Here is a 24,626-nt window from a genome sequence, read left to right as displayed (position 1 = left end):
CTTATGGAACACGTTTATCCAGAATAAAAGCGGGGCTGTGACAAAAGTTAACTTTTGTCACAGCCCCGTCCTTGATTAGTTTATTTACTGCTTAAGCTCTACTTGTAGTTGTTGTATTAGTTAAATATCCGCGATAATCTTCCACATGCAGGAGTTTTTCAGCATTTTTGACTCGCTCAGGTGTGGGTGGTTCAATACCTTCAAGACTGTATTTAATCCCCATCTCATGATACTTGTGGACACCCATCGTATGATAAGGCAGTACCTCGACCTTTTGCACATTTTTGAGAGTTTTAATATAATCGCCCAGTTGAGCCAAGTAGTTATCAAAATCAGTTCTGGCTGGAATGAGTACATGCCTGATCCACACTGGTTTGCCAATGTCCGACAAATACTTGCACATGTCCAGAATATTTTCATTGCGGTATCCGGTTAGCTTGCGATGCTCATCTGAATTAATATGCTTAATGTCGACCAGCAAAATATCGGTCACTTTCATTAATTGTTCAAATTTAGAAAACCAAGGTTGCCGCCGTGTAAATGGTTGCCCGCAGGTATCCAAACATGTCCCGATCCCAAGCTGCTTACATTTGGTAAAGAGCTCGATAGCGAAATCAATCTGCAGCAGAATCTCACCTCCGCTAAGTGTAATTCCGCCATCGGTACCCCAAAATTGGCGATACGGTAATGCCTTGTTCAATACCTCAGCCGTTGTCATCTCTGTCCCAACATTTTTCTTCCAGGTATCAGGATTATGACAGAACTGACAGCGCATATTGCATCCTTGCATGAAGACAACAAACCTAATTCCAGGGCCATCAACAGCTCCAAAGCTCTCAGTAGAATGTACATAGCCCAGGATCTGTCCATCCCGCATTGGAACTTTTCTTTCATGAATGCGTCGTTCATAAACCATTGCTCTTCCCCCTAATCTTTAATCTAAAAAGAAATTTTGTGCCAAGATTTCGCTTGGATTCATCCCAAGATTGCTCATCTTCTGATCCTTAATCAACCTTGGACGCTGATTTCAAAAAGGACTGTGCACAAAAGTTATTTGCAGCACAGTCCTCCTTTTAGTACGCATGACTACTTTTTCAGCTTTGTGTCTTTTACACTTTCACTCCTACATGCTTTGATGGAATGTCCGTGAAATTACGTCGTCTTGTTGTTCCTTCGTAAGATCTGCAAAGTAAACACAGTATCCGGAAACACGGATCGTCAAGGTCGGGTACTCCTCAGGATGTTTCTGAGCATCAAGTAATGTTTCCCGATTGAAGACGTTAATGTTGAGGTGATGCCCATTATTCTTCATGTAACCATTAATCATATTAACCAAGGTCTTGTCTTGCATCTGCTCGTCATGTCCCAAAGTAGTTGGTGTAACAGCAAATGTGTTCGAAATTCCATCGGTTGCATACTTGTAAGGCAATTTAGCAACTGACAGCAAGGAAGCTAACGCGCCGCTTTCTTCAGCACCATACGCTGGGTTTGCACCAGGAGAAAATGGCATTCCCTTTTTACGACCGTTAGGCGTGGTCCCTGTATTTTTGCCATAAACAACATTTGAAGTAATTGTCAACACAGAGGTTGATAACTTCGAATTGCGGTACAGGTGATGCTTATTCATCTTCGTGTAGAGTTCTTTTACAAGCCAAACTGCAATTTCGTCTGCCCGATCATCATTATTACCATAACGAGGGAAGTCGTTTTCAGCCTTAAAATCAACTGCAATTCCGTCTTCATCCCGAATTACTTTAACATGGCCGTACTTGATCGCAGAAATTGAATCAGCCGCCACCGACAAACCGGAGATTCCAGTTGCAAATGTTCTGTCAAGGCGTGTATCTTTCAAAGCTAATTGTGCTGATTCATAATAATATTTATCGTGCATATAATGAATTGTATTTAATGCATTCACATATACATCCGCTAACCAATCAAGCATTGGATCAAATTTGCTCATAAATTCATCATAGTCAAGATATTCACTAGTAATCGGGGCATAAGCAGGTCCAACTTGTGCCTTGCCAATCTCGTCTTTACCACCATTGATTGCATATAAGACGGTTTTAGCAAGATTTGCACGCGCTCCAAAGTACTGAATTCCATCTGCAACCGGCTGAGCTGAAACACAGCAGGCAATTGCATAGTAATCCGTTCCCCACTGTTTACGCATCAAATCGTCATTTTCATATTGAATGGTTGAGCTTTCAACTGAAACCTTGGCAGCGTAGCGTTTGAAGTTTTCAGGCAGTTTTTGTGACCACAAGAGCGTAATATTTGGTTCTGGTGCTGCTCCCATATTCTTCAAAGTATTCAAGAAGCGGAAAGCTGTCTTGGTGACATGATGTTCGCCATCAATTCCCATTCCTGCAAGTGAAAGAGTTGCCCAAATCGGATTACCTGAGAAAAGGGAATTATATTCTGGTGTTCGAATGAAGGAAACCATTCTCAGTTTCATTGTAAACTGATCGATCAATTCTTGTGCCTGCTGCTCATTCAAAACTCCACGAGCTAAATCGCGTTCAATATAAGCATCGACGAAGGTATCAATTCGACCAATTGACATTGCAGCCCCATTTTGCTGTTTGATAGCTGCTAAGTAGCCAAAGTATAACCATTGCAATGCTTCTTGCGTATTTGTAGCCGGTTGTGAAATATCAAAACCGTATGCTGCAGCCATTTCTTTGATCTGGTGCAGAGCTCTGATTTGTTCCGTGATCTCTTCACGCATCTGGATTACATCAGCAGTCATCTCGGTATCGCCATAATTGTCTAAATCATTCAGTTTTTCTTCCACCAAACGATCGATCCCATAAAGAGCAATTCGTGGAAAATCACCAACCAAACGCCCACGACCATAAGCATCAGGTAGTCCAGTCACAATCTTATAATGACGCGCACGTCTAATCTCAGGCGTATAGGCATCAAAGACTCCTTGATTATGTGTCTTGGTCAAATCATTGAAAATATATTCAGTTTCAGGATCGAGCTTGAGCCCATACGCCTCAAGTGCGTCCTTTGCCATGCGAATTCCACCATATGGCATTAATGCTTTTTTCAAGGGCTTATCTGTTTGCAGACCAACAATTTTCTCCAGCTCTTTGTCCAAATAACCTGGGCCATGTGAAGTAATTGTTGAAACGACTTTTGTATCTGCATCCAAAACACCGCCTGCTTTACGTTCCTTTAACTTCAAAGAAACCAACTTGTCATTTAAAGTTGTAGTGGCCGCTGTCGGACCTTCCAAGAAGGACTCATCGCCTTCATATTGACGGTAGTTCTGTTGAATAAAGTCACGAATGTCAATTTCTTTTTGCCAGTTACCACCATTGAATCCGTCCCAAGCTATCTGGTTAACTTTCTTTTCGAGCTGTTTCATTTATATTGCCCCCTATTGTTTAAATCAAGGTTTTAAGAAAACGCTTTCTACACCCTGAATGATAGCACCACTATCAACTGCAAGCAAGGTTTTTCACAACATATTAAAAATAATTTTGATTATTTCTAAATGTCTCAATTTATATCGTGTAAAACGTAATTCTTTTTGTACATTTAATTGCACAAAAAATCACAAAAATGTAACTCATTTAGTGGTTGTCTTGTGGAAGTGTCGGCACTTCTTCTTTAACGTGCTCCATCCACCAGCCTTTTGCGCCTAACTACAAATTGCGCATAGTCAAAAACCGACTACTTTGCAATTTGCTGTTAGTGCTCAAAGTCTCCCGGTGCTTGTCGGCACTTCTTCTTAACGTGCTCCATCCACCAGCCTTTTGCGCCTAACTACAAATTGCGCATAGTCAAAAACCGACTACTTTGCAATTTGCTGCTAGTGCTCAAAGTCTCCCGGTGCTTGTCGGCACTTCTTCTTAACGTGCTCCACACAGCAGCCTCCTGTGCCTAACCCTGCATTACGCGTAACCAAGTTCAGGTTACTTTGTAATCCAGATCTTAGTCCACGGCGGCTAAACGCTGAGTGTCGGCACTTCTTCTTAACAGTCGCTAAATGATTATGTATTTAAGCTTAAAAATAGAATTACTTTCAATATCAAAAAAATTGATCTAAAAGACCGCCGTTGCTTTCTTTGTGGTAATAATATAACATAAAAATCTAATTATGTCTATTATAATTATTATCTGATAATAATTATAAAAAGTTGCTGAAATCATTATCAAAGCTGAAATTAAGTAACCCAACTAGCAGCAAAAATATGATTATCTATTAAAATTAGAGGCTGTGACAAAAGTTAACTTTTGTCACAGCCCCTCTTTTATTCCGGATAGACGATCACTAACCAATATTTATAACTGAACCCGAATTAGGCGGCAACAAAATCAAAATTACTGCCAATTTTCCGGGTCTTTTCGCCAATTTTGTAATAATTTCTTTTCTACCGCATTAATGCGCTGTTCTTCTTCAGCAACATCAATTAATTCGCTATAATTAGTCAACGTTTCAAAGGGAATTTTGGCCTGTGCAAAGTTTTCGGTAGCTGCTTTTAGCTGGTAACTGAAGATTCCACAAACGCCAATGACTTCAGCACCTTCTTTTTGCGAAGCACGCACTGCCTGCAAAACACTGCCGCCGGTCGAAATCAAATCATCGATCAAAACTGTCTTTTGTCCGGCATGCAACACTCCTTCAATTTGCTTTCCCTGCCCATGGTCTTTAGGCTTAGAACGCACGTAAACCAACGGCAGTTGCAGTTCTTCAGCAATCCAGGCCGCATGCGGGATTCCAGCAGTTGCGGTGCCCGCGATGACTTCAACTTCAGGAAAAGTATCTTTAATAAGCGCCGCAAGTCCCTGCGCAATCCGGGTACGGATTTTTGGATAACTGATTGTTAAGCGGTTATCACAATAGATTGGGCTTTTGATGCCGCTGGCCCAGATAAAAGGCTTTTGCGGTGCTAATGTGACTGCATTAATTTCTAATAGATCATGTGCAATTTGCTTCATGCCAATGATTCCTCCCACATTTTTTTGACCAAGCGATAAGCTTTCACGCTATCAGGTGCCTGTGTGATTGCTCTGCCAACTACAAGTGCGCTACTATGATTTTTTGCAGCCTCAGCCGGGGTCATTACTCTTTTTTGGTCCTGAACAGCTCCACCTGCAAGGCGGATTCCAGGTGTAACCCGCAAAAATTCCAGCGGTGTCTGTTGTGCAATCACAGCTGCTTCATGTGCTGAACACACTACTCCGTCCATGCCAGCGCTCTGGGCTAATTTTGCATAATGCAAGACACTTTCTTGCAATGGCACATTAAGCTGTTGTTCTGTAACAAGCTGCTGCTGCGAAGTTGAAGTCAGTTGTGTGATTGCTAATAACTTGGCGTGCTTGTTCCCTGCACTGCCATCTAGCAAACCTGTTTTAGCAGCACGCATCATCTCACTGCCGCCGCTAGCATGCAATGTTGTCAGACTGACACCTAATTTACCAAGCACACGCATTGTCATCTCAACAGTATGCGGAATATCATGGCATTTTAGATCCAAAAAGACATCATGACCAAGTGTCATGATTTCTTTAACCATGTCCTGTCCTTCACTGTAAAAAAGTTCCATCCCGATCTTGACAAAAAGTTGTTCATCGTTTGGAAATTGGCGCAAAAAAGCAACTGTCGCAATCCGATCAGGAAAATCAAGTGCAATAATCGGCCGTTTAATCCCCATTAACGTGTACTCCTAACTTCTTCAATTAATGCCTGCAAACTGCTAATTCCAAGTTTGTCCAGCTCACGCGGCAGTTCTTCGATCAAATCAAGGCAGGCGGTTGGAGAATTAAAGTGTGCTGTTCCAATCCCGACCGCACTCGCTCCTGCCAGATACATTTCAATAATATCAGCAGCGGTCTCAATGCCGCCTAATGCAATAATCGGCAAAGCAACTGCTTGACTCACTTGATAAATCATCCGAACTGCAATCGGTTTGATGCCAGGACCAGAAAGCCCACCGGTAACATTTCCGAGTGCCGGTTGCCGCGTTTTCAAATCAAATTTCATCCCTAAAAGAGTATTAATCATGCTTAAACCATCCGCACCACCAGCTGCTGCAGCTTGAGCTAAGACAACAATATCTGTTACATTCGGAGAAAGCTTAACATAAAGCGGAACCTCTCCAATTACTTTCTTGACAGCTTCTGTCAACGTGCAAACAGTCTGTGGATTCGTTCCAAACTGCATCCCGCCTTCATGAACATTGGGGCATGAAATATTTAACTCCAGAGCATTCACCATCCCCGAAGCGGCTAATTGCCGTGCAACTTCTACATACTCATCCACACTTGCCCCGGCAACACTTGCCACAAGGGGAAGCTCAGGATACTTCTGGCGCAAAGCTGGTAATTTTTCAGCTAAGATCACTTTGAGTCCCGGATTTTTCAATCCCACAGCGTTCAAAACGTTTTGTCCAGCCATCACAATCTGCGGTGCCGGATTACCGTTCCGAGCTTCAAGGGTCACCGACTTAATTACGACCGCGCCCAGTTTATTTAAATCATAAAGCTGTGCTGCACGATTGTCCCCAAAACCAAAGCAGCCGCTGGCGGGCATTACCGGGTTTTTTAATTTTAGTCCGGGAAGTTCCACTGCGAGTCGTTCATTTACTGTCATTTCAAAACCTCCATCTTTTAAAACAAGCAAGCCTTTTTACAAATCGATTTAGTGGAGAACATCTGTCGCAAATGTGCGGTTCTCAAGTGCACGAACTAATGCTTCTGCGGTATTCAACGAAGTCAACAATGGAATATTGTGTTCAATCGCAGTTTGTCTAATAATAAAACCAGCTGAAGTTGCTTCCTGGTCGTGTCCCATCGTATTCAGCACTAATTGGATTTGACCATTCCGCAAATCTTCAAGCAGATCACTGCCCGCTTCGTCATGTTCGCCAATTTTGTTGACCTTCAAGACGCGCAAGCCATGTGAGCGTAGAAAATTGGCAGTCCCGCTGGTAGCCAGCAACTGATACCCGATCGCACTGAAACGTCTAGCTAAAGGAAGCAGTGCTTCTTTATCATGATGGTCGCTTGTCAATAAGACGTTCCCACTAAGCGGCATTTGCATCTTAGCCCCTGCAAAAGCTTTTAAGAGTGCCTTTTCAAATGTATGATCGCTTCCCATTACTTCACCGGTTGATTTCATCTCCGGCCCAAGGTAGCTGTCAACATCTTCCAATTTACTGAAAGAAAAGACTGGTGCCTTTACATGGATCGTCTTGCTTTCTTGATAGAGTCCGGTCTGAAAGCCTTGTTCGTGCAATGACTTACCTAAAATGACTTGCGTCGCAACTTGTGCCATCTCGATGCCGGTGATTTTGCTCAAGAACGGCACTGTCCGGCTAGCACGCGGATTCACCTCAAGCACATATGCTTCATGTTCGTGAATAATAAACTGAATGTTCATTATTCCAATGCACTTCAGTGCCACCGCCAATTTTTGGGTCGCTGCTACGATTTGATCTTTAACATCTTGTGAAAAAGATTGTGGTGGATAAACAGCCATTGAATCACCTGAATGGACTCCGGCATGTTCGATATGTTCCATGATGCCAGGCACCAGCACGTCTTTTCCATCACAGATTGCATCAATTTCGCATTCTTTTCCCTCAAGATACTTATCAACTAAGATAGGATGATCACTCGCGACTTGCGCATTCTGGGCTAAATATTCTTTAAGTTCAACCTCGTTATTAACAATTTCCATGGCACGTCCGCCTAATACATAGCTTGGACGAACAAGCACAGGATAGCCGAGCTCTTGAGCAGCAGCAATTACACCCGCCTGTGTCGTTGCAGTCTGTCCTTTTGGCTGCTTCAACCCTAATCGATTAATAACTTGATCAAAGAGTTCCCGATCTTCTGCACGATCAAGATCTTCAACACTGGTTCCCAAGATCTTGACGCCGTGGGCAACTAACCCTGCGGCTAGATTGATGGCTGTCTGACCACCGAATTGCACAATCACTCCGGCTGGTTGCTCAAGCTCAATTACATTTAGCACATCTTCAAGGGTCAAAGGTTCAAAATAGAGCTTGTCTGAAATCGAAAAGTCGGTTGAAACTGTTTCTGGATTACTATTCATGACAATCGCTTCATAACCGTGTTTTTGAATTGCCTTGACACTATGGACAGTTGCATAATCAAATTCAACTCCCTGCCCAATTCGAATTGGACCTGAACCAATTACCAAAATTGATTTTTTAGCAGATGGCTGACTCTCATTTTCTTGATCGTAGGTGCTATAAAAATAAGGAGTCTGTGACTCAAATTCTGCCGCACAGGTGTCAACCATTTTATAAACAGGTAATATCTGCTTAGCCTGCCGCAATTGACGGACTTCATCAGCTTTCAGATTCCATAATTTGGCGATTGTCAGATCACTAAAACCGTAGCGTTTAGCCTTTTTCAAGACTTCCAAATCATGCGGATGACGGCTGAGCTGCGCCTCTAATTCAGTCAAATGCATGATAATATCAAGAAAATAATGATTAATCTTTGTTAACTCATGCACCTCGTTGAGCGTGTAACCGCGCCTGAAGGCTTCCGCCAGATAAAAAAGACGATCGTCTTGCGGATGTACCAATTTTTCTTCAAGCTGACTGTCAGTCGCGGCCTGAGCTGCCGGCGCTAACAGATCCTGTTCATCAATTTCAAGCGAACGTACAGCCTTTTGCAGTGCTTCTTCAGCCGTTCTGCCGATTGCCATTACCTCTCCGGTAGCTTTCATCTGTGTCCCCAACTTGCGGTTAGCACGCGGGAACTTATCAAATGGCCAGCGCGGAATCTTGGCAACTACGTAATCAAGTGCAGGTTCAAACTCAGCATAGGTTGTCCCAGTCACTGGGTTTTTGATCTCATCCAACGTCAAGCCTACCGCAATCTTAGCGGCCATCTTAGCAATCGGATACCCGGTGGCTTTAGAAGCAAGCGCAGAAGAGCGACTGACACGCGGATTAACTTCAATCACATCATATTTAAAACTATTGGCATCCAATGCCAACTGGACATTGCAGCCGCCTTCGATTTTTAAGGCACTGATTAGCCGCAAAGATACATCGCGCAGCATCTGATATTCACGATCAGTTAGGGTCTGTGTGGGTGCCAGTACAATCGAGTCTCCGGTATGGATACCAACCGGATCAAAATTCTCCATGCAGCAGACCACCATCGTATTGTCCGCATGATCACGCATAACCTCAAATTCAATTTCCTTATATCCCATAATGCTTTTTTCAATCAAACATTGTGTCACTGGGGAAAGATCAAGCCCATTAGCTGCAATCTCTGCCAACTGTTCGCGATTATCGCACAGACCGCCGCCTGTTCCACCCATCGTAAAAGCCGGCCGTACAATCACCGGATACCCAATCTGATCAGCAAAAGCCAATGCTTCTGCGGTTGTGTTCACCGTTTTAGACTCTGGAATCGGTTCGTGCAACTGCGCCATCAGCTCCTTAAAAAGCTCACGGTCTTCTGCTTGATTAATTGCCTCAAGCTTTGTGCCCAACAATTCAATTCCAAGTTCGTCTAAGATTCCAGTCTTAGCTAGCGACATTGCCATATTCAATCCGATTTGACCGCCTAAAGTCGGCAACAGCGCGTCGGGATATTCTTGCCGGATAATTCGCGAAATTGATTCGGTAGTCAGCGGTTCAATATACACCCGATCCGCAATCTCAGTGTCGGTCATAATGGTAGCAGGATTAGAATTTACTAACACAACTTCGTATCCTTCTTCGCGCAACGCCATGCACGCCTGCGTTCCTGAATAATCGAATTCGGCAGCTTGTCCGATAATGATCGGACCAGAACCGATCACCATGATTTTATGAATATCTGTTCTCTTAGGCATCGCTCTCATCCTTTCTTACATCAATCATATGCATGAAGTCATCAAAAATTGCTACAGCATCATGTGGTCCCGGTGCCGCATCGGGATGGAATTGAACACTGAAAGCAGGATAATTCTTATGCCGTAATCCTTCAACTGTACCGTCATTCAACTCGCGGTAAGTAATATTCATCAGCTCGCTGTCAACTGACTCAGCAGCAACCGCGTATCCATGGTTCTGTGAAGTAAAACAGATTCTGCCAGTGGCAATCTCTTTAACTGGATGATTGAATCCCCGATGTCCAAACTTCATCTTGAACGTATCAGCACCATTTGCAAGTGCAAAAAGCTGGTGTCCTAGACAAATCCCAAAAAGCGGCAACCGTTTTTCAACTTTTTGGACCATTTTAATGGCAGCGGGCAATGACTTAGGATCCCCTGGGCCATTTGAAAGCAACACGCCATCTGGTTTGAGTCTGAATATTTCTTCGGCGGTAGCAGTATAAGGCAACACAATCGTATTGCAATCTCGTTGCGCCAACTCGCGTAAAATACTGTGCTTGAGCCCAAAATCAACTACAACCACATTGCGTTTGCTTCCCGGATTAGGATACGGCTTTGAAGTTGAGACTTGAGCAACTAGATTCTCATTAACAACTGTCGCTGTAAGTTGTGAAAAGGCATGCTCGGCATCTGTCAGATCCTCAATAATTCTGCCCTTCATTGTTCCTGCAACCCGCAATTTCTTAGTTAAAGCACGAGTATCAATTCCTGTGATTCCTGGAATTCCCATTTGTTCTAGAAAAGCGGCGAAACTTCCCTGCTGCCTCCAGTTACTCGATACCCGCGCAAGTTCATGACAGATCACACCCTTGCAGCCGGGTTCAATTGATTCGTAGTCATCGAGATTTACTCCATAATTGCCAATTAAGGGATTGGTAAAAACCAGAATCTGATTGGCAAAAGACTGATCAGTCACAGCCTCCTGATAACCTGTCATCCCAGTTGTAAAAACAACTTCACCTGTTGTGGTCGCATGTGCACCAAAACCTTCGCCTTCGTAGGTGCTGCCATCTTCTAATATCAAGTAACGTTTCAAGGTCAGTCCTCCTTTTTATAAACCAATTTGCCGGAAACAAAGGTCATATAGGTTGCACCATAAACTTTTTCACCGGTAAACGGGGTGTTCTTTCCCTTTGAGAAATAACTGTCTTTTTGCAATTCAAATTCATGTTCTAAATCAAAAACCGCCAAATCAGCTGGCTTTCCAACAAACAATGCTCCGGCCTTACTCATTCCAAAACATTTCGCTGGTGCAATGCTCATCCAATCCAGTAATTGCTCGAGGCGTGCTTTGTGTTTTCTGACTAGCTGAGTATATAAAAGTGCAAATGCAGTTTCACTTCCTGTAATTCCAAAGGCCGCATGACACATGCCGCCTTCCTTCTCCGCAGCAGCATGTGGCGCGTGATCAGTTGCAATCATATCGATGGTTCCATCTAAGAGTCCGGCTAATAAAGCCTCCCGATCTTGGACACTGCGCAACGGTGGGTTCATTTTATAAAAGCCATCATCTGCTGGAATGTCTTCATCTGCCAACAATAAATGATGCGGTGCAACCTCACAAGTGACATTAATATGATGTGCTTTGGCCAAGCGGACCAGTTCAACACTTTGGCGTGTTGACAAGTGGCATGCGTGATAATGGACGCCAGTTTGTTGTGCCAGCACCAAGTCGCGTGCCAGTTGGCTGGATTCGCTTAGTCCCAGCATCCCTGGCAAACCTAACGCAGTCGCACGTGCACCCGCGTTCATCACACCTTTATTTTGCAAGAGTGAGTCATCTTCAATATGCTCCACTAGCGGCATATTCTCCGCCGCTGCGGCCTTCATTGCCGCATACATTGTACCTGCAGTTTGAATTCCACTGCCATCATCACTAAAAGCAAAGGCGCCCGCAGCTTTTAAAGCCTTAAAATCATTGAGCTGCTTGCCGGCACGCTTTTGGGTAATAGCAGCATATTGTTTAACATGAACACATCCATCTGTGTGATTGCGTTTTTGCAAAGCATTTAAAAGTTCAGGTGTATCTGGAACAGGTGAAACATTTGGCATTGCACATACAGTCGTAAAGCCTCCATGTGCAGCTGCTTGCGTGCCTGTCTTAATAGTTTCTTTATACGTAAAACCAGGTTCACGATAATGAACATGCACATCAACTAGGCCAGGTGAAACCAGTTTGCCCTGCAAGTCGTATGTTTGACAGTCTGACGGTAAGAGTGCGGTCAGATCTGAACCCATCGCTGCAATTAAGCCATCCGCTAATAATAGATCTAAGCGTTGCAGCTGACCGCCTTGGTAGACAAGGCCATTTTTCAATAATAGTTTCTGTGAATTCATCCTATCGTCCTCCTAAGTGGCGCCCACGGATAACACTTTCCAGCATTGCCATCCGCATGAACACCCCATTTTGCATCTGGGTGGTAAACCTTGATTTAGGGGCTTCAACTAGACTTGAGCTCAATTCAACTCCCCGATTGATAGGACCTGGATGCATAATAATTGCTTTTTCTTTCAACTGCGCATAGCGCTTTTCCGTAAGCCCATATTTTGTATGGTAGGAAGCTGCAGAAAAATCAGCTTCAGCTTGATGCCGTTCGTGTTGGACCCGTAAAAGCATTACTACATCCATTTGCGGCAAGACTTCGTCAAGTGGCCGATAAGTGCCATAGGCTGCAAATTCTTCAGAGTACCAGCAACGTGGTCCTGAAAAATAAAGCTGTGCTCCCAAGCGCTGTAGTAACTCCATATTACTGCGCGCTACACGTGAGTTGGTCAGATCGCCAACAATCACAACTTTTAGACCGGTAAAACTACCGAACTGTTCAGCAATCGTCATCATATCTAATAAAGACTGTGAAGGATGCTGTCCACTGCCATCACCTGCATTGACAATTCCCATCTCTAATTTTTGCGGCGGTGTCAATTCTACCAGGTCACGATAATACTCGTTTTGCGAATGTCGGATAACTGCAAGATTGACCCCTATCGACTCCAATGCCAATAAAGTATCATAGAGCGTTTCTCCTTTGCTAACAGAGCTTGTGGAAGGGTCAAAAGGAATTGTCTGCAAGCCTAATTTGCGTTCTGCCATTTCAAAGCTGCAATGCGTGCGCGTACTGTTTTCAAAAAAAAGGTTCGCCGCATACAACGGAGTTTCAAACTGCGGGACTGCGCCCCCATTTTTAAAGAACGTTGCCCGTGCAATCAACGATTCCACCTGTTCAACCTGCAACTTTTTGACCGTCAAAAAGTGTTGCAGTGTGACAATCTTTGCTACTTCCACCATTACTGTTCCTCCTTATTTTTCGCTGCTTGCTTTTACAGGCAGCACCAGATTCAAAACAATTCCGAAAAGTGTTGCTAATGCAATACTGGTTAACTGAAAGCTGCCAAGCTTAAGATAAGTTCCACCAATTCCAATAACTAAGATAACCGAGGTGATAATCAGGTTGCGTTTTAATTCGTAATTCACATGGTTATCAACTAAAATGCGTAAACCATTCGATGCAATCATTCCAAAGAGCAGAAAGCTGATTCCACCAATGACAGGTGAAGGAATTGACTGAATTAAGGCACTGACTTTACCCACAAAGCTAAACAAAATTGCAAAGAGTGCTGCGCCACCTAAAACCCAAACACTGTGAACCTTTGTCATCGCAAGCACTCCAATATTTTCACCATAGGAGGTAGTTGGCGGTCCACCCACAAAACCAGCAATTACTGAAGATAGACCATCGCCAAAGAGTGTCCGGTGCAATCCAGGATCTTTGAAGAAGTTGCGTTTGGTCAGCTTGTTTAAGACCATAATATGTCCCATATGCTCAGTCATTGTCACAAAAGCGATCGGTGCCATCCCAATGATTGCTGCAGGATACCATTTAAAATGATAGTTGATAAACATGACATTAAAAGCCGGTAATGAGAACCATTTTGCAGCTGCAACTGCCTGCAAATTCACGATTCCAGTAGCAAGCGCCATCAGATAACCACAGATAATTCCTAACAGTACAGGAATCATACTGGAAAACCCGCGTAAAAACATGTTGAAAATAATTGTGATTAGCAGTGTAAAAATGGCAACTCCGAAATACTTCAAATCGTAATTAGAATTTTTCAGCATTGCATCATTTGCAGCTGTTGTTGCTAATGACAGTCCAATTACAATGATGATTGGTCCCACTACGACTGGTGGCAAGATGCGATCGACCCAAGCAGAACCAAAGCGGCCGATTAATAAAGAAACAATCACGTATACCAGTCCAGCTGAAATTGCTCCTTGACCAACAGCAGGATAGCCATCAGCCTTCATCAGTGCCTGCATTGTCACAATAAAGGCAAAACTTGAGCCCAAGTAAGCCGGGATCTTGGCGTTAGTACACAAAATATAGACAAGCGTGCCGACACCGGAACTAAAAAGTGCAATACTCGGATTAATTCCTACTAAGAGTGGAACTAAAACTGTGGCGCCGAACATTGTAAATAAATGCTGAATCGAAAGTACCAGCCAATGGCCAAATTGTGGGCGGTCTCCAATATCCAGAATCGCCTCATCATTTCTAAACTTTTCTTTTTTGCCTGAATTCAAAATCGTTCTTCCTTTCCTATAAAAAAACCTGAATCATTTTTGATCCAGGTCAGCAAAGGATTTCTCACTGGCAGACTTACAGTGTCAGTGAAAATTCAAACCCTTTTGCTCTCTCTGGAGTCAATTAAATGGTCATTATTTGATTTTTTTAATTGCAATCGCATCTTTACCGTCAATTTCTTCAACTTCAACAGCGATTTGTTCATCAAGTGCGGTCGGAATATTTTTACCAACAAAGTCAGCTCTGATCGGTAATTCGCGGTGGCCTCGATCAACTAAAACCGCTACATTAATCTTTTGGGGACGTCCTTGGTCCATAAGTGCATCAAGCGCTGCTCTGACAGTTCTACCGGTAAACAGCACATCATCTACCAAGATGACCTGTTTGTCGGTGATATCCAACCCTAATTTTGCTGAATTAACAACTGGATCATGATGGTTGTCAATTTCATGACGATCATCTCGATAAAGCGAAATATCAAGTTCTCCAACTGGAACTGTGGCGCCTTCCAGTTGTTGCAACCGCTGCGCAATGCGCTTTGCCAGATAAATACCACGAGTCTTAATCCCGATGATAACTAGATCCTCGATCCCTTTATTCTTTTCGATAATCTCATACGTCATCCGTGTTAAAGCTCGTTTCATCGCCATTGAATCGACAATTTCTTTAGCCATGCCCTTCACTCCTTTTATAATTATCAAGTAACTATCCTATAAAAAAAGCCGCTTAGTCGAGTGACTAAGCGGTAGACTGCAGTCTTCTTCCGAGTTCTAAAAGACACTGCCTTCTTAGCCTCACGGGACTAATTTTAAAGGACGATCATTAATATTAATTTACTAATTTCGATCACTTTTGTCAAGTCGTTCCAATATCTTTTTAAAAATTGCAGGTGGTGGCACTTCAAACAGCAATTGTTTTCCGGAACGCGGATGCTTAAATCCCAGCTTACCGGCGTGCAGAAATTGACCGTGCCCCTTTAACGTTTTAGTTGGTCCGTACAAGGGATCCCCTGCCAGCGGATGCCCTATATACTTAAGGTGTACTCTGATCTGGTGGGTTCTCCCTGTCTCAAGAAAACATTTAATTAAGGTGTAGTTCTGGTAACGCCGTACAACAGAAAAGTGGGTTACCGCAGGACGTCCGTCTGCAACAACGGCCTGTTTCTTACGATCCTTTGGCGAACGTCCAAGCGGCGCATTGATGGTTCCTTTTTCTTCTTTAATAACACCGTGTACCAGTGCCAGGTATTCGCGTACATTACTTTTAGCTTTCAGTTGCGCAGCTAAACTGCGATGCGCAAAATCATTTTTGGCAACCATCAATAAACCTGATGTATCTTTATCAATGCGGTGCACAATTCCGGGACGAAATTCACCGTTAATTGTAGACAGCGGCGAATGCGCAAGTAAGGCATTCACCAAGGTGTGATCAGGATGCCCCGCAGAAGGATGGACAACCATTCCTTGGGGTTTATTAACCACTAAAACATCTGGATCTTCATAGACAACTTCCAAGGGAATCTTTTCAGGGGCTAGACTAATCTGCTTAATCGGCGGGGGCGTCAATTCCAATTCGTCTCCCAGATGAACCTGGTAATTGGGCTTAACAGTCTGACCATTAACCTGCAGCTGCCCACCGATGATCCATTGCTTCAACTGTGAACGTGAGTATGTTGAAAACAGCGTAGCGGCGACTTTGTCGACCCGACCCGCTGTCAGCTCAATCTTTCTTTTTTCAACCACGAAATTCATCTCGCAGCATCACCAGTAGCAAAACAACAACTCCGACATTCAAAGCTGCATCTGCCACATTGAAAATTGGAAAGTTAATGAAGTCTAGTTGAAACATATCAACTACGTAACCTAAACGCAACCGGTCAATAAAATTCCCCAGTGTTCCGCCAATCATTAGGCTAATCCCGAGTGCGTAACCCCAATTTTTCCATAATTTTTTGAAAAAGTAGCCCAAAATTCCGAGTGCAATAATCGTAATCGCAAATAAGAACAGCTTCTGCCCCGTGAAGATATTCCATGCAGCACCATAATTTCGAATATGCGCAATCGAAAGGACGTGCGGTATAAAGTCGACACTCCGATCTAACGGAACACCGTTAACAACAAAAAATTTAATCAACTGGTCCAATAAAACGACCGCAAAAATTAACAGAAAATAAAGTGCCACTATTAAAAGCCCCTCCTGCCCGTGCCTCAACACATTAATTGATTTCAAGGCTTAATTATACAACACTGTGCCGCAATCTTAAATATTAAAATGCAGCCGCCCACTATCCAGCTTTAAAAATCATCATTAAAACTAACAGGAGAAGCTAACAAGACCGTTTGAAGTTTCGCAGCTTGGTACGGAGCGCTCACACTAATTTTTTGCTGGAAAGCTGCCCATTCTAGAGAATATTGACCACCAAAAAGCGGTCCAAATTCAGCGATTGGCAGACTAATATCAGCTGCTTGGGCAGCAGACCCGCATTTTTTAAAAGAAACGCAGCCATTTTTGGCACATAACCGCCAAAGACCATCATTTTGCGGTAACTGCGGATCAGTAACTGCTAAGCTAAGCTCACCGAAATCAAGCTTTTTAAAAGGATAATGCAGTATAAAGTCCCGCAAATTGATTATACGGACCATCATGAAGGGCTTCACTTGAGCGCTTAAGGCAAGCGGCTCGTTTAACAACTGTCCACGATAAAGTGTTTCATCAGATTCAAAAATCAGCTGGCTAAGGCTTTGCTTTTGTGCATGCAGCAATTGTAGTAAATTTTTTTCTGCAATAATATTTGTCACCAACCACTCCTTGACAACCCAAGACTCTTTCAGCTCTTGATAGAGAAAGTAACCTTCAAGCTGTTGCTGGGCATTTAGATAACAACCAACTTTAGTCCCCACTGCATGCAGATGTTCCCACCACCATTTAGGGCGCAGCAAACCGCCGCTTTTATGCGTCAATTGTTGCGCATAAAAAGGAGCTACTTTGTCTAAATACCGTGACAATGGTCCTGTTTGTAGATTGCCGCCAGTTGCTTGTTGCGATCTACTGACTAGTGGTGTTGGCAATTGGAGTTGTGCTGGGTCAATTGTATAGTATAAACGCTTGATTGCAGCTCCATAACCTAATCTGCGGTAAAAGGCATGTGAGAAGGGATCTAGATAGGATAGGGTTACACCTGCTTCTGCCATTTGTGCAAGTGCTGCTTGCAGTAGTTGAGTTGCACTCCCCTGTCCTCTGGCAAATGGTGCCGTCATCACTGAACCCACAGCCCCCATCTTATAGCTGACACCTTGAAAACTAACTTCAAAGTGCCACCAGGCAAGTCCACTCAATAATTGGCTGTTTTTAGTGATTCCAAGAACGGTACCGTTGGCATGCATCTCTAAGAAGCTTTTGCGAAACTGTGCGGTGTCTTCTTTTTTGAATACTTGGCAGAAAAGTTGATAAAAGCGGTCAAGGTCTTCAATGGTTGTAAGTTTTTTAGGTGCCATTGTTCTCTCCTTTTTAATGAAGTGCGACAAGCAACGCTCAGCCGCCGCAGACTAAGTCCTGAATTACAAAGTAACCCGATCTTGGTTACGCGTAAGGCAGGCTTAGACGCAGGTGGTTGCTGATTGGAGCACGTTAAGATAGAAGTGCCGACAGCCAGCGTTCAGCCGCCGCAGACTAAGTCCTGAATTACAAAGTAACCCGATCTTGGTTACGCGTAAGGCAGGCTTAGACGCAGGTGGTTGCTGATTGGAGCACGTTATGAAGAAGTGCGACAAGCCGCCGGGAGACTTCGAGCACTAGCGCTAAATTGCAAAATAGTCGGTCTTTGACTATGCGCAATTTTTAGCTAGGCACAGAAGGCTGGTGGTTGGAGCACGTTAATAGGAAGTGCCGACATGCACCGGGAGACTTCGAGTACTAGCACTAAATTGCAAAATAAACAGGCTGTGTCTATGTGTAATTTGTAGTTAGACACAAAAAATCGAGGACCGCCCTAAATGCAAGTTTTGCCGCAGTCCCCGAACCTATATCAATGTGTCTGTACCGGATAACCCAATTCAGTCAAACTGTCGCTTATTTTGCTCAGGCGCTACCTTGTCTATTCAACATAGAATGGATTTGAAATTACTAAGCGCTGGTCTGGATTTTCTTTGAAAGCACCCCAGGCTTCAATCCTGAAAGGTCCTGGAGTCAAAACAACCTCGGTCTTCAGCTCTGCTCCAAAAGCAGTACGTGAAAATTCCGCAATCACTTCTTCATTTTGCAGTAGTTTGATTTTTTTAATAGTCTCACCAAATTGCCTATTGAAATCGTCATCCTGATTTTGAAACTTAACTGCTAAATGATATGTTCCTTGCGTAATTGTCGCACCCATGAAAATCGCAGGCTGTTCTTTTGAACTAAGGCTCAGCTCCCATTTTGGACCTAAAGTTATATAGAAGTTACCTTGGCGAATGCTGGCCTTAATGCTTTCTTCATCCAAATGCTCAACTCCCAGATAATTAACCGCCACATTCGCTGTTTCTTTCTTCGGTCGATGCCAATCACGCCCACAGCTGGCGGCAAGATGATGTCCCTGCCGTAACAGCTCTGACCAGAGTGTATATGCTTTTTGATTATAATCTTGCTCTTGCGGTGAATCACCATTTAAAATTTCGATAAAGTCAAAATTATCCCAATTTCTAACCAAAAAGTCCCAGTGACAGCCAGTACAGATTGGGCTGCCCAACTCATACGGATGGGCGATTCCTAAAACTGCTCCGGCTTCCTTATTTTTCTTAACCCACAGATCGATCTCAGTCGGCTTTGCATCATACCAATTAAGCGCCTCACGAACTCCTAACACCAACAAATGCCCATAAAAAGTCGTCCATTCAAGCGAATTATGCAGTAAAAAAACTGGTGTCGTTAAGCCTTTTTCCGCGATTTCAGCATATGCACTTAGCGTATTATGATCAGAAATACTGAGAATTTCATAATGACTTTTTGCGGCGGTATCTAAAAGTTGCGCGACTGTTTGATCTGCATCACTATGAACTGTATGCGTATGCCATTCAATACTGTAATAATTCATTGTGTTCCTCCAACTTGCTGAGGGTAAGCTGCACCTTGACTAATTCAGAAGCGATGCAATGCTGATGCAGGCTAATCTGCCACTGACCACTAATCACATCAGGTTTAAGATACCCCAATGACGAGTGTTCGGGCGACAGTAGAATCTGCTGTTGCGGTGCCTTATAGTGATGATTGCCTAAATAATGACCATCTTTTGCAGCTGAAATAGTTATCAGGTTCTGCAATGGCAGATACTGGGCAACATTCTGCGGCGCTGCAGATAAATCGGCTGCAAGCAATTCTGCTTTAATTAACCGTGTAGCACGCGCTGGTTCCACATTTTGTGGCGCATAAGCAAAGTCGATCAATAAGCCAACTGCAGCTGTCAGGGTGAACTTCACAGGAATTGTCGTCTTATCATCCTGAGGTCCCAATTCAAAGTGACGGGTCAAAATTGTTTTCAAATGCTCATCTCCACTTTTCTTGACGCAGATTAACTATCACATACACAATGGCTGAGAGACTGCACAGTAAAAATAAAATGACCGAAAGTGCAGCTGCTTTATTGTAATCCAAATATTGATTAAATTCTTTATACAAGACCACTCCCAACATTTGCGGATTGTTTCCTCCCATCAAAAATGGGGTTGTAAAAGAACCAACATTCGTCATGAAGACAAAAGCACCGGCAATAAAGAATTGCTTGTAAGTCGCTGGCAAAATGATTTTAAACAAAACCGTCCATTTATCAGCGCCGATATCACGAGCACTTTCAATCGATGCCTGTCTCACATTTGCGAGACTTGCGAGCAGTAACAAGGCCGCAAAAGGAATGTTGAACCATAGATTTACCATGATAAGTCCATTAGCCGAATACATCAGATTAGGATTAAAGGTAAATCCCAACGATTGAGCAATTCGGCTGAGCACACCCCCATTTCTGACCACGAGCATGATCGAGTAAACCGCAACTAAGCCGGGAATAAACTGTGGCAAAACGGTCAGTGCAACGACTGTCTTACTCAGACTATTATTGTTAAATCGAATATAAAGAGCCAGCATAAAGCCCAGCAGCAGTGCCAAAATAACGGTCATAACAGCCACAAACAACGTGTAACCAATGTTACCGAGTTGAACTTGATCAGTAAAAAAATAATGATAGTTATCTAATGTAAAGTGTGAAGTAACCTTATTTTTAAGCGACAGACTCAGCGATGTAACTACCGGGTAAACAATCAAAAGTAGAATTAGAAAAAAGGCCGGCAGAACATAAAGATAAGGCGTCCATTTTTTCTGCAGATCATCGCTTTTTTTCATTTGATTACTTTACTCCATTTCCAATTTCTGAATCCCATTTTTGGATCAATTGAGTTGCAAGATTTCCGGTACTAGAGAAGCGGAAATCTTTTGCATTCAAGCCTTTGATGTACTTCAAATTATCAGAAGTAATTTCTTTTTGATCAATTACAGGGATTGCAGCCATCGTGTCAACTAAAATATTTTGAGCCTTTTTGCTGAGCATGAAATTCATTACAGCCTCTGCACCCTTCTTGTTTGAACCGATTGAAGGAATTACGAGACTGTCAAGGTTCCCCGTAAATGCAGGAGAAATTTGCGTCATCTTAACTGTTTTTGGCAATGTTCCTGCTGTCAATGCCATTGTAGTCATATCTTGCCATGCCGGAATCATTTCTACCTGACCATTAGCCAACAAGTCCATTGTGCCCTGATTTTTATTTGGATAAACAACTTTTCCACCTGACTTGTACATAGAACTATTCAATGATTTCAGCAGGGATAAGCCCTTGTTCCATTGATTAGCCCATTTAGTATCGCTTGAGGTTAATGCAGCCTTAGGTAAATAGTTGTAAACTGCAGTTTGTACAAAGGCGGCTCCAGCTCCACCGGATTCTGGTGTATTATAGGCGAATTTTCCAGGATTTGCTTTAATCCAAGCATAAAGTTCCTTAGCAGTCTTCGGTGGGTTTTTAACTTTAGCTGAATCGTATGCTAAAACAACTGTTGTCCCACGGTAAGGAACTAAATACCCTTTTCCAGCACTGATTGTTGCTTTATCGTTTTTAAGATTTGAGATTTGGCTTTTGTCGTACTTTTCAAAAATGCTTTTACCCCCAAGTTGAGTATACGCAGCATAATCTGAATCAGATGCCAAAATCAAATCATAATTTGTTTTCTTTTGACCAGCTTTCTTAGCTGCTACTAAGCGGTCTTGTAAACTTGCAGCGCTTGTTCCTGATAAGATGAACTCTAAATTCAAATGATATTTTTTACCTTCAGGGCTCGCATTAAAGGCCGAGACAATCTTGCTCATCCCATCCTTGACATTTTGTGATCCGCCTGCCCACAGAGTAACAGTGGTCTGTTTGACACTGCTTGAACTTGCCTTTTTTGAACTCGCACTTGAACTGCTGCAACCTGCTAACCCTGCTAAAAGCAGTACCCCTGCTGCAGCTGCTGTTGCTTTTTTCCAAAATTTCATCTTTCTACCCCTTTGTAAAATTCTGCATTTTTCTGACTTCAAAAAAAATCTCGGTTCCTTCTGGATAACTCTCAAAGGCATCTTTTTCAGCGAACAGAATGATTGTTTGCTCTATAAGCTTGACTGTCAGCTGTGAGTAATGCCCCATCTGTGTACTTTGCTGCACTGTTGCGTGAAAAGTATTTTCACCTGCTGCTTGCTCCGAAACCAGGCGCACATCCTCTGGTCTGAAGGCTTGAACCTCGTGACCATCGTCTGTAGTCAAGAAATTCATTTCACCAATAAAAGAAGCAACGTAAATATCTTTGGGATTATTGTAGATTTCGCTGGGGGTGCCCACCTGCACAATCTCACCTTTTTTCATGACTGCAATTCTGGTTGAAAGCATCATGGCCTCTTCTTGATCATGGGTAACAAAGATAATGGTAATCTGTAACCGACGTTGAATCTTCTTTAATTCTTCGCGCATCTGCACTCGAATCTTTGCATCAAGTGCAGAGTAGGGCTCATCTAAAAGTAAAATCTCCGGGCGCAATACTAAAGCTCGTCCAATGGCAACGCGTTGCTGCTGTCCCCCAGAAAGCTGCTGCGGATATTTCGCAGCCATGGCTTCAATCCCGAGCATCGTCAGCATTTCCATAATTTGTTGCTTTCTTTTTGTTTTGGAAATTTTACGCAGTTTAAGACCAAATTCCAGGTTCTCAAACACTGTCATTCTTTCCCAAAGATTGTAACCTTGAAAAACCATGATAGTCGGTCTTTTTTCTGGCGGTTGCCGCGTAACATCTTTCTCCGCAATCAAGATTTTTCCCGTGGTAACTTGTTCAAAACCGCCAATCGAACGCAGTAAAGTACTTTTACCACAACCTGAAGGACCTAACAAAGTTAGAATTTCACCGGAATTAACGGTTAAATTAATATCCTGAATTCCATCTCCATTTTCATACTTCTTGGAAAGACCTGCGATCCTAAGCTTGACTGTCATGCATCATCACTCTCTCATTTAATAAATAGTTGCTGTAGAAACGACTTTTTTCCAAAAAACTTGTAGCATAACCACAGAATCAAAATTGCCGGCAATACTAGCAAAAGTGCAAAGATCGCGCCGACCATCGGAGCTTGATCAAGAATAATACCGTACATCGCGGTCGCCATGGTCTTGACTTGCGGAAATCCAATCAGCAAAGTTCCCTGTGATTCGTCGAGTGCTCCTAAAAAGGTATACATTGCCGCCACCACGATTGCTGGCAGCGCACTCGGAAAAGTAATTGTAAAGAATGTCCGCAAGGGTCCTGCCCCTACATCACGGGCAGCTTCTTCTTGCTGCCGGTAAACATTTTGAAACGCGCCAGTCGGAATCCAAATCATAAAGATCATAGTGTTCAAGATGTTAATCAGCACTACCCCTGTTAGAGTTCCCATTAACTGCATTTTATAAAAAATTATTCCAATTGCGGTGTAGAGCCCAATTTTAGGGAAGGCATTTGAAAGTAAAAAAGAAAAGAGAAACAGGCTTCTACCCTTGAAATGATAACGTGCAATTGCATAAGCCGCAGGCAGACAGATCAGCATTGAAAAGAAAGTCGAAAGCGTTGCAACTAGAAAGGAATTGAAGAAAGCCTGCAGCAGATCACTTTGTGCAAAGACATTTTGCCACCAGGTAAAACCAAAACTTAACGGTAGCACATGCGGTGCTTGATACTTGTTGGCAAATGCAAGCATTAATGTATTGAGTAATGGTCCATACATAAAGAAAGCAAAGATAAACAATACTAAGAAATTCAGGATTAGTTTTTTCCTACTCAAGCTGTTTCATTCCCCTCAAAAATTCATAGTAAGCACTTGCTGCCACTGTAGTAACATTATCGACACCACAATCCAATAATGCCTTAATCTCACTAACATCTCCCGCGGTCCAGACTGAAAGTTTCAAATTCATCGCCTTAAGTAATGCCAGATTAACGGGGTGTAGCAGCTGAAAAGGAAGATTAAGCCACACACAGCCCTCATCAACTGCTTCAAGCAACACCTTTTTGAAAAAATACTTATCTTTTAACATTCGTTCAAAAGAAGACTGCGGCAAAAGGGTTTCAATGTTACGCCAAACCAATCCTGGCCAGCGCTGCTGTTCACTAGCATTCAACTCCCCGGTTAAAACCAAACGCTGCTCAAGTCCATATGTACCAGCCAACGCAACAACATGTGCTGCCAGATTAGGTTCCTTGAGGTCACAATTCAGCAACTTTTGTTCATTACTGCGACTAAAAGCAGCAAAAGCCTTTTTCAGCGTTAAGCCTCCTGTAAAAACTTGATCGTGCCCTAATAATAACTGCTGTTGTTCTTTATCCCATCTAACATCGATCTCCAAAGCAGCCACTGGCCACTGCGAAGCTTTTTCTAGAAACTGCAAGCTGTTAGGAGTAAGCCCGTCGCTTCCAGAATGTGCTGTAATAATTTCAACCACCCCTTATTAGTTAGTCGTACGTACATCTTTTGATTATATATATCTAATGTAAATAATTAGGTATGATTTGAGTAAAAAGTTTGTAAAGTCTAGCTAAAAAAAGCCAATTAGGTTCTTTGTTTTAGTATTCACAAG

Annotated in this window: 21 protein-coding genes; all 21 read right to left on the bottom strand. The window is 43.0% G+C overall.

Annotated features, from left to right (window positions below; translation table 11 throughout):
• Positions 1–91: 91 nt before the first annotated feature.
• Positions 92–916 (bottom strand): pyruvate formate-lyase-activating protein, encoded by an 825-nt coding sequence (pflA, locus tag FD50_RS02690; protein ID WP_056960101.1) that lies wholly within the window; start codon positions 914–916, stop codon positions 92–94.
• A 207-nt stretch (positions 917–1,123) separates the two neighbouring features.
• On the bottom strand, positions 1,124–3,382 hold the full coding sequence (gene pflB / locus FD50_RS02685; RefSeq protein WP_056960099.1) for a formate C-acetyltransferase: 2,259 nt from the start codon (positions 3,380–3,382) through the stop codon (positions 1,124–1,126).
• 959 nt (positions 3,383–4,341) lie between these two features.
• Complete coding sequence (gene pyrE / locus FD50_RS02680) at positions 4,342–4,959, bottom strand: orotate phosphoribosyltransferase (RefSeq protein WP_054756020.1); 618 nt, start codon at positions 4,957–4,959, stop codon at positions 4,342–4,344.
• Complete coding sequence (pyrF, locus tag FD50_RS02675; protein WP_056960098.1) at positions 4,956–5,675, bottom strand: orotidine-5'-phosphate decarboxylase; 720 nt, start codon at positions 5,673–5,675, stop codon at positions 4,956–4,958. The genes pyrE and pyrF overlap by 4 nt, the downstream gene beginning before the upstream one ends.
• Positions 5,675–6,613, bottom strand: coding sequence for a dihydroorotate dehydrogenase (locus tag FD50_RS02670; protein ID WP_056960096.1), 939 nt, complete (start codon positions 6,611–6,613; stop codon positions 5,675–5,677). The genes pyrF and FD50_RS02670 overlap by 1 nt, the downstream gene beginning before the upstream one ends.
• Positions 6,614–6,661: 48 nt before the next feature.
• Positions 6,662–9,850 carry a carbamoyl-phosphate synthase large subunit gene (carB, locus tag FD50_RS02665; RefSeq protein WP_056960093.1) on the bottom strand — a complete coding sequence of 1,063 codons (3,189 nt, stop codon included), beginning with the start codon at positions 9,848–9,850 and terminating at the stop codon, positions 6,662–6,664.
• Positions 9,843–10,928, bottom strand: coding sequence for a carbamoyl phosphate synthase small subunit (locus tag FD50_RS02660; protein ID WP_056960091.1), 1,086 nt, complete (start codon positions 10,926–10,928; stop codon positions 9,843–9,845). The genes carB and FD50_RS02660 overlap by 8 nt, the downstream gene beginning before the upstream one ends.
• A 2-nt stretch (positions 10,929–10,930) precedes the next feature.
• Positions 10,931–12,229, bottom strand: coding sequence for a dihydroorotase (locus FD50_RS02655; protein ID WP_056960089.1), 1,299 nt, complete (start codon positions 12,227–12,229; stop codon positions 10,931–10,933).
• Between the two features lies 1 nt (position 12,230).
• The gene (locus FD50_RS02650) at positions 12,231–13,178 is read right to left on the bottom strand and encodes an aspartate carbamoyltransferase catalytic subunit (RefSeq protein ID WP_056960087.1); all 948 of its coding nucleotides are present in this window, start codon (positions 13,176–13,178) and stop codon (positions 12,231–12,233) included.
• Between the two features lie 12 nt (positions 13,179–13,190).
• Positions 13,191–14,477 carry a solute carrier family 23 protein gene (locus tag FD50_RS02645; RefSeq protein WP_054756016.1) on the bottom strand — a complete coding sequence of 429 codons (1,287 nt, stop codon included), beginning with the start codon at positions 14,475–14,477 and terminating at the stop codon, positions 13,191–13,193.
• Positions 14,478–14,612: 135 nt separating this feature from the next.
• Complete coding sequence (gene pyrR / locus FD50_RS02640) at positions 14,613–15,152, bottom strand: bifunctional pyr operon transcriptional regulator/uracil phosphoribosyltransferase PyrR (protein ID WP_054756014.1); 540 nt, start codon at positions 15,150–15,152, stop codon at positions 14,613–14,615.
• Between the two features lie 162 nt (positions 15,153–15,314).
• The gene (locus FD50_RS02635) at positions 15,315–16,229 is read right to left on the bottom strand and encodes an RluA family pseudouridine synthase (protein ID WP_056960085.1); all 915 of its coding nucleotides are present in this window, start codon (positions 16,227–16,229) and stop codon (positions 15,315–15,317) included.
• A complete protein-coding gene (gene lspA / locus FD50_RS02630; RefSeq protein WP_056960082.1) occupies positions 16,213–16,659 on the bottom strand; it encodes a signal peptidase II in 447 nt (148 codons plus the stop codon). The genes FD50_RS02635 and lspA overlap by 17 nt, the downstream gene beginning before the upstream one ends.
• 113 nt (positions 16,660–16,772) lie before the next feature.
• Positions 16,773–17,972 (bottom strand): GNAT family N-acetyltransferase, encoded by a 1,200-nt coding sequence (locus FD50_RS02625; RefSeq protein ID WP_056960079.1) that lies wholly within the window; start codon positions 17,970–17,972, stop codon positions 16,773–16,775.
• Positions 17,973–18,571: 599 nt separating this feature from the next.
• Entirely contained in the window at positions 18,572–19,546 is a 975-nt protein-coding gene (locus tag FD50_RS02620) for a CehA/McbA family metallohydrolase (RefSeq protein ID WP_054756006.1), read from the bottom strand.
• Positions 19,527–19,991, bottom strand: a complete 465-nt coding sequence (locus FD50_RS02615) for a hypothetical protein (protein WP_054756004.1) — start codon at positions 19,989–19,991, stop codon at positions 19,527–19,529. The genes FD50_RS02620 and FD50_RS02615 overlap by 20 nt, the downstream gene beginning before the upstream one ends.
• 4 nt (positions 19,992–19,995) lie before the next feature.
• A complete protein-coding gene (locus FD50_RS02610) occupies positions 19,996–20,844 on the bottom strand; it encodes an ABC transporter permease (RefSeq protein WP_056960078.1) in 849 nt (282 codons plus the stop codon).
• Positions 20,845–20,848: 4 nt separating this feature from the next.
• Complete coding sequence (locus tag FD50_RS02605; protein ID WP_056960076.1) at positions 20,849–22,027, bottom strand: extracellular solute-binding protein; 1,179 nt, start codon at positions 22,025–22,027, stop codon at positions 20,849–20,851.
• 4 nt (positions 22,028–22,031) lie between these two features.
• Positions 22,032–23,012: an ABC transporter ATP-binding protein gene (locus FD50_RS02600; protein ID WP_056960074.1), complete on the bottom strand. Its 981-nt coding sequence runs from the start codon at positions 23,010–23,012 to the stop codon at positions 22,032–22,034.
• 14 nt (positions 23,013–23,026) lie between these two features.
• Positions 23,027–23,833, bottom strand: a complete 807-nt coding sequence (locus FD50_RS02595; protein ID WP_056960072.1) for an ABC transporter permease — start codon at positions 23,831–23,833, stop codon at positions 23,027–23,029.
• Positions 23,826–24,491, bottom strand: coding sequence for a glycerophosphodiester phosphodiesterase (locus tag FD50_RS02590; RefSeq protein ID WP_056960070.1), 666 nt, complete (start codon positions 24,489–24,491; stop codon positions 23,826–23,828). Before FD50_RS02590 ends, FD50_RS02595 begins: the two co-directional genes overlap by 8 nt.
• Positions 24,492–24,626: the final 135 nt, after the last annotated feature.

It is taken from the genome of Liquorilactobacillus satsumensis DSM 16230 = JCM 12392, from assembly GCF_001435195.1.
Classification (GTDB): domain Bacteria; phylum Bacillota; class Bacilli; order Lactobacillales; family Lactobacillaceae; genus Liquorilactobacillus; species Liquorilactobacillus satsumensis.
The sequence above is the reverse complement of the archived record's forward strand: the minus strand, read 5'-3'. Positions and strand labels throughout refer to the sequence as shown.